This window comes from Massilimicrobiota sp. mt181, from assembly GCF_055420065.1.
On sequence record NZ_JBVAYN010000004.1, the window covers coordinates 1 to 13,788 of the forward strand.

Sequence of the window (13,788 nt, forward strand, 5' to 3'; positions counted from 1 at the left end):
GTGTGACGGATTGATGATAGAAGTGCATAATGATCCAGAACATGCCCTATGTGATGGGCCACAGTCATTAAAACCTGAAAAATATACAGCATTATTGAAACAGGTTGGAGAAATTGCTAAAATTGTAGGAAAAGAAATATAGAATTTAGGAGATGAAAGATGAAATTGAAAGTCAATTTAGGTAAAGATAGTTATGATATTTATATAAAGCAAGGTTTGTTAGATCATATTCTGGATTATTTATCTCCTGTTTGTCAGGGAGAAAAGCTGATGATTATTTCAGATGATCATGTTTTTCCACTCTATGGGGAAAAGATTGAAGAACAATTAAAAACAAAATACCAGGTTGGACATATTGTGATTCCTCATGGTGAACAATCAAAAAGATTTGATATTTTACCTGAAATCTATCATCAGTTGCTTTCATTTCATCTGACAAGAACGGATGGGATTATTGCCTTAGGTGGTGGAGTCATTGGAGATTTAGCGGGTTTTGTAGCGAGCAGTTTTTTAAGAGGTGTACAGCTGATTCAGATTCCTACTTCATTGTTGGCGCAAGTTGATTCCAGTGTTGGAGGAAAAGTGGCTGTCGATTTACCAGAAGGAAAAAATCTGGTAGGTGCTTTTAAACATCCAAGTTGTGTTCTTATTGATCCAATGACTCTTCAAACTTTAGAAGCAAGATATATTCATGATGGAATGGGAGAAGTGATTAAATATGGTTGTATATTTGATAAACAGCTGTTTCAACAGTTGGCTTCTTATCAGTCTTTTGAAGAGTTATATCAGAATATTGATGAAATCATTTATCGTTGTGTTGATTTAAAGCGTATTGTTGTGGAAAAAGATTTATTAGATTTTGGAGATCGTTTATCTTTGAATTTTGGTCATACTTTGGGTCATGCAATTGAACAGTATTATCATTATGAAAAATATTCACATGGTGAAGCAGTCAGTATCGGCATGGTTCAATTGAGTTTTATTGCTGAGAAAAAAGGTCTAACGGAAAAAGGAACAGCCCAGCAGATTGCACAAGTATTGCAACGTTATCATTTGCCTACAGTTGCCCATATTCCAACTCAGGAACTTAAACAGGCTATGGCTTTAGATAAGAAAAATATTCATCAAAAATTATCTTTTGTTTTATTAAAAGAAATCGGAGACTATTTTATCTATCCTAGTGATTTATCATTTATCGATGAAAGTAAGGAGGTTTAACATGACTATTTGTGTAACACCAAAAAAACTATCAGGGAGTGTGCATGTACCTCCTTCTAAAAGTTTGGCACATCGTGCCATCATCTGTGCATCTTTAGCTAGAGGAAAAAGCACTATCAGTAATATTGAATATTCAAAGGATATTCAAGCAACGATTGCGGCAATGAAAAGTTTAGGAACCATGATCTTTGAACATGAGGATTATTTGGAAATTGATGGAACAACAACATTCTTAAAGAATCAATGTGAAATCAATTGTTTTGAATCAGGTTCTACATTAAGATTTATGATTCCTATTTCTCTGGTTTGTGAAAACAGTCTTCATTTTATTGGTGAGGGCCGATTAGGTCAAAGACCATTACAGGTTTATTATGATATTTTTGATCAGCAGGGTATTTCTTATTTGTATCGAGAAAATGTATTGGATCTTTATATACGTGGACGTATGCATGGCGATACATTTGAAATTCCCGGTGATGTCTCTTCGCAGTTTCTTAGCGGATTATTATTTGCCTTGCCTTTAATGGATGAAGATTCGCGTATTATCATCACATCACCGATGCAGTCGATTGGATATGTTGATTTAACTTTACAGATGTTAGAATTGTATGGAATTCATGTGGAAAATCATGATTATCGTGAGTTTGTGATTGCTGGAGGACAACAATACAAGCCTTGTGATTATCGCGTAGAAGCTGATTTTTCACAAGCTGCTTTTTATCTGGTAGCCAATGCATTCAATAATCCTGTTTATTTGCAGGATCTCAATATTGATTCTTATCAGGGTGACAAAGCTGTCATTGATTTACTTAAACAAATGGGCTGTCAATTTCAAAGAGATAGCCAGGGAGATAGAATGATACCATCAGATTTACATGGTATCACTATTGATGGATCACAATGTCCTGATATTATTCCTGTGATGGCTTTAGCGTGCGCTCTGAGTCAGGGAACATCTTATATTCAAAATATTGGAAGATTACGTATCAAGGAATGTGATCGTCTTCAGGCAACGGTTGAAGTCATCAACCAGTTAGGTGGACAAGCTAAAGAATTTGAAGACGCTATGGAAATTCAAGGTGTGCCTTACTTAAAAGGAGGAAAAGTGTCTTCATACCATGACCATCGTATGGCCATGATGGAAGCGATAGCCTCTACAGTTTGTCAGGAAGATGTCATCATTGATGATGAACAATGTGTCAGCAAATCTTATCCTGGATTTTGGGATGATTTTAAGCAGTTAGGAGGGGAATATCATGAGTGCGAACTGGGGTCATAATATAGAATTATCACTATTTGGTGAAAGTCATGGGCAAGCAATTGGTATTGTGATTGGAAATTTACCAGCAGGTGTCCGTTTGGATATGGACGCTATTCGTTGGTTTATGAAAAGACGTGCACCAGGACAAAATAAAATGTCAACGCCTCGACAGGAAAAGGATGAGGTTCAAATTGTCAGTGGTTTGTTAGATGGTGTCACAACAGGGGCTCCTCTTTGTGCAATGATTCAAAACAGTGATCAACACTCTCGAGACTATAGTGAGCTAAAAGTCAAGATGCGACCTGGGCATAGTGATTACCCTGCTTATGTGAAATATCATGGCTATAATGATGTACGTGGTGGTGGACATTTCTCTGGACGTTTAACGGCACCCCTTGTTTTTGCTGGCAGTGTAGCCAGACAGATTCTCCAAGAAAAAGGCATTGTCATTGGTGCCCATATTAAACGTATTCATAATATTGAGGAACCCTCTTTTCCAGTGGATGTAGATGATGACTTATTAAAACAATTATCATCACAGCTTTATCCTGTTTTAGATCAGCATATCTTTTCTCAAATGCAAAATGAAATTGAAGAGGCTCGTATGCATCAGGATTCGGTTGGTGGAATGATTGAATGTGCCATTATTAATGTGCCAGCTGGGATTGGTAATCCTTTCTTTGATTCTATTGAATCTCATTTATCTTCTTTGTTATTTAGTATACCAGCAGTGAAAAGTGTCAGCTTTGGTAGTGGTGAAGATATCACCAAAATGTATGGTCATGAGGCAAATGATAGTTATTATTATCAAAATGGACAGGTCAAAACGAAAACCAATCATAATGGTGGAATTACAGGAGGCATCAGCAATGGTATGCCGATTATTGTGAATGTCGGCATTAAACCAACTCCATCAATATCTCAACTTCAGCAAACAGTCAATGTGGAAACACAGACAGATACACAAATTCAAGTGAAAGGAAGGCATGATCCATGTATTGTTCCTAGAGCGGTTGTCGTGGTGGAATCTATGGTCGCACTGGCAATCTTGGATATGATCAGATAATATGAAAGATTTAAAACAATGTCGTCAGGAAATAGATGCAATAGATCAACAAATCATTGCATTGTTTGAACAAAGAATGAACGTCGCTCGTGATGTTGTGCGCTATAAGCTAGCTCATCGGATGGAAATATTTCAGAGTGTACGTGAAGCTGAAGTTTTAGAAAAAAATATTAATCGTGTTCAACAGGAAGAACTCAAAGATTATGCCAAATTGATGTTAACATCATTAATGAATATCTCAAAATCCTATCAATCAACATTTTTGCCTCATCAACAGACAATGTCTTTTCAGTTACCACGAACAGAAAATATTACAGTTGGTTTTCAAGGGGTACCTGGATCCTTTTCACAAAAAGCACTAGATACTTATTTTCAAGCTGATACACCTAGACAGCAATATAATCATTTTAAAGATGTTTTTGAAGCTTTAAAGAATGATGAAATTGATTATGGAATCGTTCCATTAGAAAATTCTTCAACAGGAGCAATCAATGATAACTATGATGCCATCAGAGATTATGGATTTTATATCGTTGGAGAACAGAGTATTTCAATATCTCAACATTTATTAGGTATAAAAGGTGCAAAATTAGAAGATATAAAAGAAGTTTATTCTCATCCCCAAGGCTTATTGCAGACATCATTATTTTTAGAAAGTCATCATATTCAACCTCATGAATATGAAAATACAGCGATGGCTGCTCAATATGTTGCTTCTTTACAAAATCCTCATATTGGAGCTATTGCCTCATCTCAGGCAGCCAAGCTCTATCATCTTGATATCATTCAGGAAAATATTCAAAATATTCAAGATAATACGACTCGTTTTATTATCTTTGGAAAAGATTTGGAAGTCTCAGATGAAGCCTCATGCATCAGCATTGTCTTTACTTTACCCCATCAGGTAGGTGCTTTATATCAGGTTATGAAAGTTATCAATGATTATTCAATCAATATGTTACGTATTGAATCAAGACCTTTATTAGAAACACCATGGGAATATTATTTTTATGTAGATTTAGAAGGAAGTCTGAAAGATGTTTCAGTGATTCAGGCTCTTCAAGATATTCAGGCACATACGAAAACAATGAGGATTTTAGGAAATTATGCAAAAAAATAAAAAGAATATTGTCTTGATTGGAATGATGGGTTGTGGAAAGACGACAATTGCAAGGTTGTTGAAAGAAAAACTTCATATGCATTGGGTTGATATGGATTTATATATTGAACAGAAATATCAAATGAGTATTTCTGATATGTTTGACATCTCAGAAGATTATTTTAGAGAAAGAGAAACGCAATGCTGCAAGGAAATTGCACAAAAAGAAAACTATGTCATTTCTACAGGCGGAGGTGTCATCAAGAATTTCGAAAATATTGAAGCACTTAGTCAACGAGGATATATTTTTTATATAGATCGTCCTATTTCTTTAATATTGAAAGATGTGGATACATCAACGCGACCATTATTAAAAGATGGTGCACAAAAACTTTATGATCTCTATGAACAAAGACATTCCCTTTATTTAAAAGCATGTGACTATCATGTGAAAAATGATGGAACTTTAGAAGAGATTTGTTTAAAAATTATGAATTTATTCAAAGAGCTATAACATTGTGATTATAGCTCTATTCATCATATAAAAATATGTATGATAGAGAATGAGTAAAAGATGTTTTCTTGGCATATGATGTCAATTGTTTTGAATATGAATTTATTCTTTTTCTAAAGATCAAGAAATTTTCTAAAGTCGCTGAAGAATGGTTAGACTTTATGGAACAATGTAGATATGGTGAAAAGAAACCTATATACTGGTCATCTAGAAGTTATATAAAGGAATGCTATTTACAAGGAAAAATATTATGATGATATGAAAGAAGCAAGTTATAGAGGTAATCCAAAATCTTGTGTTATTTTAGATTACCTATTTCTCTTATTATTGAGTTTTTTATTTCGCTTATATTCATGCTCATATTTCATCTATCTAAGTCATAACACGATTTCGAATTCCTTTTAAAAGAGACATCACATCCTTGTAGTTAACATTTTTAATTTTACATTCATGTTTTTTATGGTATACTATAAGTGGATTTAATAAGGGTAAATGATATTTACTCAAAGAGAACTACGCCAATAGTTCTTTTTTTGTGGACTTTCAATATTATGACTTCTTATATAACTCTTTGATTATCAAAAGTATAACAATTCATGCTAAAACTTCTGAATACACGAGTTAATAGAATAGATAAAAAATACTCGGCTACGTTCTCCCATGTTAAAGCTATCGGAGCTGTAAAATTGAGGCATGACTTCACCTCCGCCCTTGAGGGCTTTTTTATTTTATCATGATTCGACAAAAAGATATGGAATAAAGTATTTTCTAACCAGTCTTTTTACATATACAGAGGAGAAATGCACTTTATTACCAATTGCTGTATAGTTTTTTATTTTTATATACCTTTCATATATGAGTGCTTCATCAATACCAATAAATTTTTTAATGAATAATATTGTCAATATAATTTTTGCCAAAAATGTTAATTAAATATTACCTGTTTTACTCACATATGTTTAGTACTTTCAACCATATTTAGTCTTCCAGATTAATGCGTTTAATATCTGCATAAACATTAAAGTTGTTTCTCATGTATTCCTCAAATACCATTAAAATTTGGACTTCAGGGCATTGAAAATATTCTCATCTTTTTATTCAGAAAATGTCTTTTTTGATATAATAGTATTTTATTTATAATGAATGCAAGGAGGTAATGGAGTGAAAGGAAAAATATATGGATATATAAGAGTATCATCTAAAGATCAATGTGAGGATAGACAGCTGTTGGCATTAAAAGCGTTTGGTGTTTTAAAAAGAAATATTTATATAGATAAAGTCAGTGGTAAAAATTTTGATCGACCACAATATAATCATCTTATCAAAAAGATAAAAAAAGATGATATTCTTGTTGTGATGTCTATTGATAGGTTGGGAAGAAATTATGACGAAGTACAAAGACAATGGCGTTTGATTACCAAAGATAAAGGAGCAGATATTGTTGTGTTGGATATGCCACTCTTGGATACAAGAAAAAATAATCATAATGATTTAACGGGAACATTTATCGCTGATCTTGTCTTACAGATTTTAGCTTATGTAGCCCAGATTGAAAGAGAAAACATATACCAAATCACTTTTTTGAAATTAAAAATCGTTGGGAAAATAATGAAATCACATCTCGACAAGCAGCAAAAATTTTAGGGATTGCTCAAGATACTTTTTTAAGATGGTCACATGAACAATCTCACCATGATAGTATTTTATGAGACTATAGGTAAAATGTAGACATTTTTATTGATTTTTAGCTCTTTTTGAACTTGATTTCATTATAAAATTACGAAACGATAATGGCTATTGTTGCGAGATTTAATGACACTGATGATTATAATGCATTCAGTTATTTACATAATCTCAAAAATTTAATGAAATTTAATAGACTGTGTGTCATAGACTTTTTTAAAGAAGATAGTTATTGGAAATTTGATGTTAACAAATCAGATTTATACCTTCAAATATAAAAGAAAAATTCAAAAAAGAGATGAGTGTAGAAGATATTTTGCAATAAAGATACATAGGATTATGAGTCAATGACATATCAGTAATATCAATTATTCAAGAAAAGAGATAATGACTAAAAGTCCTTTCCTTGGTCTTAAAATCTGAAATTGTGGTTTTCATGAGATATCTCGTGTGACTTTTATTTCAAAAGAAAAGATGTTTTAAGGTATTCACAGAGAAGTTTGTTTGATGATATAATAACAACATGAAAGATTGCGAGATACAGGAGGAAGAAGAGAGTGAAAAAATATTTATGTGTAGATGTTGGAGGATCATCTATTAAAATAGGATTGTTAGATGATTCTGGCACAATCCATGAAACAAAAAAAGTATCAGTACCATCAACAATAGAAGATATGTATCAGGTAATTGAAGATGCATTCCATAGCTATGAAAATATTGAAGGTGTTGCTTTGAGTATGCCAGGAGCTGTAGATAGTGAAAAGGGTGTCATTGGTGGTTCGAGTGCGATTGATTATATTCATGGACCACATATTAAAGAAGATCTTCAAAACCGTTTGCATGTGCGTGTGGAAATGGAAAATGATGCCAATTGTGCAGCGTTAGCTGAAGTTTGGAAAGGAGCAGCAAGTGATGTAGATGATTGCTGTTTTATTGTAAGTGGAACAGGTATCGGTGGTGCCATTGTGAAAAATCGTCGTATTCATAAAGGTGTCCATCTTCATGGAGGAGAATTTGGTTATATGATTGCTGAATTTAACTTTGAAACGCATGAAATGCATACCTGGTCTGATGTTGGTTCAACTGTTGCTGTGGTGAGAAGCGTTGCCAAAGAAAAAGGTGTTGATATTTCAACACTCGATGGTCAAGAGATTTTTGATCACTATCATGATGATCCAATATATGCAAAATATGTTGATAAATATTATTATGTATTAGCTAATGGTATTTATAATTTACAGTATGCCTATGATCCACAAAAGATTGTTATTGGTGGTGGCATTAGTGCAAGAGAGGATTTATTAGAAGAATTAAATAAGCGTTTAGATGTGATTTTTCAGACATTTACACATGCCAAAGTGAGACCAACTGTATTAACATGTCGATATCACAATGATGCAAATTTGTTAGGAGCTCTCTATCATTTCTTCACAGCAAATTCATAAAATAAATGTATAATAAATTTAGAGGTGAGATAAAAATGGAAAAAACAACACCAATTGTTGATTCAAAATTAAGACATATTGTGAAAGTCCCATCATGTATTTATGATGTCTCTGGAATCACAATCAATGGAAGAAGAATTAAATCTTTGATCTTCTCAACGGATGTTGCAATTATCTCCAATTGTAATGCTGATGCAGTTATAGCGGTTTATCCATTTACCCCTACAATGCAAATTACGAATGCTATTATTGAGGTTGCGCAAAAGCCAGTATTTGCAGGTGTTGGTGGAGGGACAACATCTGGTCCAAGAGTGAATAAGATAGCTTTGGATGCTGAATTACATGGAGCAGCAGCTGTGGTATTAAATGCACCAACAAAAACAAAGTTTGTTCAGGAATTATCTCAAATTTTAGATATTCCTATTGTTTTGACTGTTGTTTCACTTGATGAACCATTGAAGGAAAGAATGTTGCATTCTGGTGCACGCATTATCAATGTTTCTGGAGGAAAAAAGACTGTTGACATTATTAAAGCTTTACGTAAGATTGATAAAGATTTTCCAATTATAGCAACGGGTGGACCTAATGAAGAAACTATTCAGGAAGTCATTAAAGCTGGAGCTAATGCTGTGACTTATACACCACCAACAAATGGGGAAATCTTTAAAGAAATGATGGAAAGATATCGTATTCAATGTTCACATCATGATGATGAATAAGAAGTTCTTATAAAAGATAAGAGCTTTTTTTATAATGATAAAAATAATGACTTTTTATCTATTATTCGCTATAATAGACGGGAGGTGAATTTTGTGAAACAATACTTAGATATGTGTCGTTATATATTAGAGAATGGGGAAGATCGTGATGATCGTACTGGAACAGGAACACGCAGTGTTTTTGGTTATCAGACACGTTATGATTTACGTGAAGGTTTCCCTCTTTTAACAACCAAAAAAATGTTTTTAAGACCTATAGCAGAAGAATTGTTATGGTTTATTAAAGGTGATACAAATATTAAATATTTAGTTGATCGTAATGTCAAAATATGGAATGAATGGCCATATGAAATCTTTAAAAAATCAGAAGATTTCCATGGAGAAAGCTTAGAAGAATTTGTTGAAAAAATCAAAGAACTTCCTGCTGATGATCCATTTGTTGTGAAATATGGTGAATTAGGACCAGTTTATGGTAGACAGTGGAGAAACTTCAATAATCAGGGTGTTGACCAACTTGCCAAGCTTGTAGATTCATTAAAGAATAATCCTTTTTCAAGAAGACATATTATCAGTGCCTGGAATCCTGTAGAAGTTGATCAGATGGCTTTGCCACCTTGTCATGCTTTCTTGCAGTTCTATGTTTCTGCTGATAAGAAATATCTTTCATGCCAGTTATATCAAAGAAGTGCCGATACTTTTTTAGGTGTTCCTTTTAATATTGCTTCTTATGCTTTAATGACAGCGATGTTAGCTCAAGTCTGTGGTTATGAACCAAAAGAATTTATTCATACAATTGGAGATGCACATATTTATAAAGATCACTTTGAAGTTGTCAAAGAACAAATTTCAAGAGAACCACTTCCTTTATGTCAGTTAAAGTTAAATCCTGATGTTCAATCTATTTTTGATTTTACAATTGATGATATACATATTGAAAATTATCAGAGTCATGGAAGATTATATGGGAAGGTGAGTGTCTAATGATTAGTATTATTGTGGCAATGGATGATAATCGTTTAATTGGAAAAAAGGATTCTCGTAATGGGATGCCTTGGGATAATAAAGAAGACTTAAAACATTTTAAAGAAACCACAACAAATCAGACAATTTTAATGGGTTATACAACATATCAGGCTATTGGTAGACCGTTACCTAATCGTCATACCATTGTGGTAAGCTTTGAACCTTTTGAAGATGATCGTGTTGAAGTTAGAACATCTTTAGAAGAAGTTATTCAGGAATATAAAGAAAGTGGCAAAGATTTATTTATTTCAGGAGGTGCCTCTATCTATAAGCAATCACTACCATTTGTTGATCAGTTATTGATTTCTAGAATTAAAGGAACACATGAGGGAGAAACTTATTTTCCTGATTTTGATGGATATGGTTTTGTCTTGAAAGAAGTCAAACCATTTGAAACATTTGATCTAGAAATCTATCAAAGAGGTGCCTAATGAAAAGAATTATATTTTTAGTCATAAGATTGCTGTATAGAATTCCTGGATGGTTAATGACAATTTACCGTTATAAAAAACATAAAGAAGAGATTCCTTTTGAAGAAAGATTTGGTTTTACACAAAGATTAATTAGAAAAGTCAATCAAAAGTCAAGAGTTCAAATTCATTGTTATGGAAAAGAAAACTTACCTGAAGAACAGGGATATTTAATGGCTCCTAATCATCAGGGATTATTTGATGCTTTGATTTTATTTGGAACACATGATGAACCTTTTAAATTTATCGTTAAAAAAGAACTGATGCATGTTTTTGTATTAGGAGATGTCTTAAATATGATAGATGCTTTGGCTATTGATCGTGAAAACATCAGAGCTTCTGTCAAAGTCATTAGACAAGCTTCTAAAGAAATGAAAAGTGGAATCAGTTATGTAATATTCCCTGAAGGAACAAGATGTCGTCAGAAAAATAAAATGCTGGAATTCAAGGGAGGTACTTTTAAATCTGTCATGGATGCTCAAAAGCCTATTGTTCCAGTGGCATTGATTGACTGTTATAAAGTTTTTGATAACAATTCTATTGAAAAAGTCGATGCTCAGATTCATTATTTAAAGCCTATATTCTATGATGAATATAAAGATATGAATAGTACTCAGGTTGCCCATATGGTTCAATCAAGAGTAGAAAAATGTATAGAAGAAAACGAGAATAAATTTTAAAAAAGTTTATTCTTTTTTTTCTTATGAATATTTTCACAAAATCATTGATAAATTCAAAATAATTTGTTCTGATTATGTGATTTTCATCACAATATACACGCAAAGATGTCAAAAATTCCTTGATATACAACCGCTTTCAAGGTATAATATATATAGTTCAAAAAAAGAAATGGGAAGGAGATTTTTTTATGAACAAATTATTAAAAGTTTTAGCTGCATCAGCTTTAGTGGCTACTGTTTTAGTAGGATGCGGTAAGAAAGGTGAAGACACTGGTGCCGCTACTGAAGGTGCTAAATATGTTAAAGCTGGTTTAGGTGTTGTTACATCTGTATCTGATGGACAAGTTAATACTACATTTGCAGGTGTAGGTTTAGATGCTGATGGAAAAGTTCAATGGATTGATATCGATGTTGCACAAGGAACTCCAAATGGTGGAGATGCACAGTATACTCAAACTAAAGAACAAAGAGGTGCTGATTATGGTATGAAAGGTGTTTCACCAATCGGTAAAGAATGGGATGAACAAGCTGTTGCATTTGAACAATACTGTAAAGGTAAAACAGCTGATGAAATCGCTGGTATCGAAACAGAAGAAAAAGATGCTGAACATAATTCAGTACCAAAAACTGGAAGCGATTTAGCTGCTGGATGTACAATCAACATTGGTGAATTCAAAGAAGCAGTTGCAAAAGCAATTGAAAATGCTCAAGATGTTTCTACTGATAACTTATCATTAGGTAGAGCTATGTCTTATGAAAGTGATAATTATCAAGAACCTTGGACTTATTTAACAACTGATTTAGCTTTAGTAGCTACAGATGCAGATGGAAAAATTCAATGGTTAGATATTGATACTGCAAAGATTCCTGCTGATGGTTCTCAGTTAAAAACTAAGACTGAATTAAAAGGTGAATACAATATGAAAGGTACTTCACCAATCGGTAAAGAATGGTATGAACAAGCTGCTGCATTTGAAACTTGGGCTAAAGGTAAAACAGCTGATGATGTTGCTAACGTTGCAGGTGAAGATGGAAAAGCTACAGATGCAGATTTAAGTGCAGGATGTACTATTTCTATTACTCAATTCCAAGCTGCTGTTGCTGATGCATTAAAATAATTGGAATATGAAAGGGAATTCGAAATGAATTCCTTTTTTTATGCAATAATATTGTATAAAAATTCATGGTTTTTTTAGATGAATATTGTTATAATGTTGAATGGTGATAAAATTGAAAAAAGGAATATTAAGTTTACTCGCTTTATCAATGATGTGTTTGATTGTAGGGTGTGAAAAAAAATATGAATTGATGTCACATAATTTTATGGGACCTTTTGATACGATTACAACATATATGTCTTATGCAAATAGTGAGGATGAATTTAATTCACAATGTGATTATATTGAAGAACAATTGAATTACTATGATCATTTGTTTGATAAATATAATACATATGAAGATATGAATAATTTAAAAACGATTAATGATAATGCTGGAAAACAGGCAATTGTTGTGGATCAGCCACTCATTGATTTGTTGACATTGAGTATTGAAAGAAATAAGACAATTTCTTCAAAGGTCAATATTGCTTTTGGTAGTGTGATTAGTATTTGGCATGATTATCGTGAGGAAGCTGAAGCCAATAATGGGGTTGGTACTGTTCCAAGTGATGCCGAATTAGAAGAAGCCAACCAACATACCAATATTGATAGTATTCAGATTGATGATGATAAGAATACGGTTTATGTTAATGATGCACTTGTGTCTATTGATGTAGGAGCTACTGCTAAGGGGTATGCGATTGAACTGATTAAGGATGATTTGATTGAACAAGGTGTGGATAATTTTCTTTTAAGTGGTGGTGGTAATGTTGCCAGTCATGGACAAAGAAAAATTACCAGAGAAGGTGATTTCTATCTTGATGAATGTGCCCAAAAGTTCTGTGTTGGCATTGAATCACCACAAGATGGTAACTTTGCAGCCGATGCTGATGATCCTGATGCAGAAAATGAAGCTGTATTAGTGGTACAGGGAGAATCAATTGTCACAAGTGGCGATTATCAGAGGTTTTATGAAGATATTAATGGTGTCAAATATCATCATTTGATTGATCCTGATACATTGTATCCAGCTGTGTATTTTAGAAGTGTCAGCATTATTACTGAAGACAGTGGTTTGGCTGATTTTCTTAGTTCAGCAGTCTTTTTAATGGAATATGAAGATGGATTGGAATTGGTGAATTCATTGGATGGTGTTGAAGCTATCTGGCTATTAGAAGATGGTAAGATTAGAATGTCAGATGGTCTCAAAGACAATGATAATATTTATGTGATAGAAAAATCAAGATTGGAGTAGGAGAATAAGTATGTATAGTTATAAAACAAAAGGAACATGTTCATCACGTATTGATTTTGATGTTGTGGATGGAAAGGTTACACATGTGAAATTTGTAGGAGGGTGCTCAGGAAATACACAAGGTGTTGCACGACTTGTGGAAGGTATGGATAAAGATGAAGCGATTTCGCGATTAGAAGGGATTCGTTGTGGAGCGAAATCAACATCTTGCCCTGATCAATTAGCAAAAGCTTTAAAAGAAGCACAGTAGGACAG

14 protein-coding genes and 1 pseudogene are annotated in these 13,788 nt (G+C 33.1%); all 15 read left to right on the forward strand.

What is annotated here, in order from left to right; translation table 11 throughout:
- Positions 1 to 13 precede the first annotated feature (13 nt).
- On the forward strand, positions 14 to 142 hold the full coding sequence (locus ACZYT4_RS03380) for a hypothetical protein (protein WP_463782717.1): 129 nt from the start codon (positions 14 to 16) through the stop codon (positions 140 to 142).
- A gap of 17 nt (positions 143 to 159) precedes the next feature.
- Positions 160 to 1,218, forward strand: coding sequence for a 3-dehydroquinate synthase (gene aroB, locus ACZYT4_RS03385; RefSeq protein ID WP_463782253.1), 1,059 nt, complete (start codon positions 160 to 162; stop codon positions 1,216 to 1,218).
- 1 nt (position 1,219) lies between these two features.
- Entirely contained in the window at positions 1,220 to 2,497 is a 1,278-nt protein-coding gene (gene aroA / locus ACZYT4_RS03390; protein WP_463782258.1) for a 3-phosphoshikimate 1-carboxyvinyltransferase, read from the forward strand.
- Positions 2,475 to 3,545, forward strand: a complete 1,071-nt coding sequence (aroC, locus tag ACZYT4_RS03395) for a chorismate synthase (RefSeq protein ID WP_463782260.1) — start codon at positions 2,475 to 2,477, stop codon at positions 3,543 to 3,545. The genes aroA and aroC overlap by 23 nt, the downstream gene beginning before the upstream one ends.
- A gap of 1 nt (position 3,546) precedes the next feature.
- Complete coding sequence (gene pheA / locus ACZYT4_RS03400; RefSeq protein WP_463782263.1) at positions 3,547 to 4,665, forward strand: prephenate dehydratase; 1,119 nt, start codon at positions 3,547 to 3,549, stop codon at positions 4,663 to 4,665.
- Positions 4,652 to 5,158, forward strand: a complete 507-nt coding sequence (locus tag ACZYT4_RS03405) for a shikimate kinase (protein WP_463782266.1) — start codon at positions 4,652 to 4,654, stop codon at positions 5,156 to 5,158. The genes pheA and ACZYT4_RS03405 overlap by 14 nt, the downstream gene beginning before the upstream one ends.
- Positions 5,159 to 6,301: 1,143 nt before the next feature.
- A pseudogene (locus ACZYT4_RS03410) lies at positions 6,302 to 6,867 on the forward strand (recombinase family protein).
- Between the two features lie 531 nt (positions 6,868 to 7,398).
- On the forward strand, positions 7,399 to 8,286 hold the full coding sequence (locus tag ACZYT4_RS03415; RefSeq protein WP_463782268.1) for an ROK family protein: 888 nt from the start codon (positions 7,399 to 7,401) through the stop codon (positions 8,284 to 8,286).
- 35 nt (positions 8,287 to 8,321) lie between these two features.
- A complete protein-coding gene (locus tag ACZYT4_RS03420; protein WP_463782271.1) occupies positions 8,322 to 9,005 on the forward strand; it encodes a hydrolase in 684 nt (227 codons plus the stop codon).
- Between the two features lie 93 nt (positions 9,006 to 9,098).
- Entirely contained in the window at positions 9,099 to 9,986 is an 888-nt protein-coding gene (gene thyA / locus ACZYT4_RS03425) for a thymidylate synthase (RefSeq protein ID WP_463782273.1), read from the forward strand.
- Positions 9,986 to 10,459, forward strand: a complete 474-nt coding sequence (locus ACZYT4_RS03430; protein WP_463782276.1) for a dihydrofolate reductase — start codon at positions 9,986 to 9,988, stop codon at positions 10,457 to 10,459. Before thyA ends, ACZYT4_RS03430 begins: the two co-directional genes overlap by 1 nt.
- A complete protein-coding gene (locus ACZYT4_RS03435) occupies positions 10,459 to 11,178 on the forward strand; it encodes a lysophospholipid acyltransferase family protein (protein WP_463782279.1) in 720 nt (239 codons plus the stop codon). Before ACZYT4_RS03430 ends, ACZYT4_RS03435 begins: the two co-directional genes overlap by 1 nt.
- A 188-nt stretch (positions 11,179 to 11,366) precedes the next feature.
- The gene (locus ACZYT4_RS03440) at positions 11,367 to 12,296 is read left to right on the forward strand and encodes a hypothetical protein (protein ID WP_463782283.1); all 930 of its coding nucleotides are present in this window, start codon (positions 11,367 to 11,369) and stop codon (positions 12,294 to 12,296) included.
- A 103-nt stretch (positions 12,297 to 12,399) separates the two neighbouring features.
- The gene (locus tag ACZYT4_RS03445) at positions 12,400 to 13,533 is read left to right on the forward strand and encodes an FAD:protein FMN transferase (protein ID WP_463782286.1); all 1,134 of its coding nucleotides are present in this window, start codon (positions 12,400 to 12,402) and stop codon (positions 13,531 to 13,533) included.
- A 10-nt stretch (positions 13,534 to 13,543) separates the two neighbouring features.
- The gene (locus tag ACZYT4_RS03450; RefSeq protein WP_463782288.1) at positions 13,544 to 13,783 is read left to right on the forward strand and encodes a TIGR03905 family TSCPD domain-containing protein; all 240 of its coding nucleotides are present in this window, start codon (positions 13,544 to 13,546) and stop codon (positions 13,781 to 13,783) included.
- Positions 13,784 to 13,788: the final 5 nt, after the last annotated feature.

What these genes read in the sequence shown, in the direction of transcription:
- ACZYT4_RS03440 (WP_463782283.1), top strand. Translation starts at nt 11,367, where the DNA reads ATGAACAAATTATTAAAAGTTTTAGCTGCATCAGCTTTAGTGGCTACT.
- ACZYT4_RS03450 (WP_463782288.1), top strand. Translation starts at nt 13,544, where the DNA reads ATGTATAGTTATAAAACAAAAGGAACATGTTCATCACGTATTGATTTT.
- aroC (WP_463782260.1), top strand. Translation starts at nt 2,475, where the DNA reads ATGAGTGCGAACTGGGGTCATAATATAGAATTATCACTATTTGGTGAA.
- ACZYT4_RS03430 (WP_463782276.1), top strand. Translation starts at nt 9,986, where the DNA reads ATGATTAGTATTATTGTGGCAATGGATGATAATCGTTTAATTGGAAAA.
- aroB (WP_463782253.1), top strand. Translation starts at nt 160, where the DNA reads ATGAAATTGAAAGTCAATTTAGGTAAAGATAGTTATGATATTTATATA.
- ACZYT4_RS03420 (WP_463782271.1), top strand. Translation starts at nt 8,322, where the DNA reads ATGGAAAAAACAACACCAATTGTTGATTCAAAATTAAGACATATTGTG.
- pheA (WP_463782263.1), top strand. Translation starts at nt 3,547, where the DNA reads ATGAAAGATTTAAAACAATGTCGTCAGGAAATAGATGCAATAGATCAA.
- ACZYT4_RS03380 (WP_463782717.1), top strand. Translation starts at nt 14, where the DNA reads ATGATAGAAGTGCATAATGATCCAGAACATGCCCTATGTGATGGGCCA.
- ACZYT4_RS03405 (WP_463782266.1), top strand. Translation starts at nt 4,652, where the DNA reads ATGCAAAAAAATAAAAAGAATATTGTCTTGATTGGAATGATGGGTTGT.
- ACZYT4_RS03435 (WP_463782279.1), top strand. Translation starts at nt 10,459, where the DNA reads ATGAAAAGAATTATATTTTTAGTCATAAGATTGCTGTATAGAATTCCT.
- aroA (WP_463782258.1), top strand. Translation starts at nt 1,220, where the DNA reads ATGACTATTTGTGTAACACCAAAAAAACTATCAGGGAGTGTGCATGTA.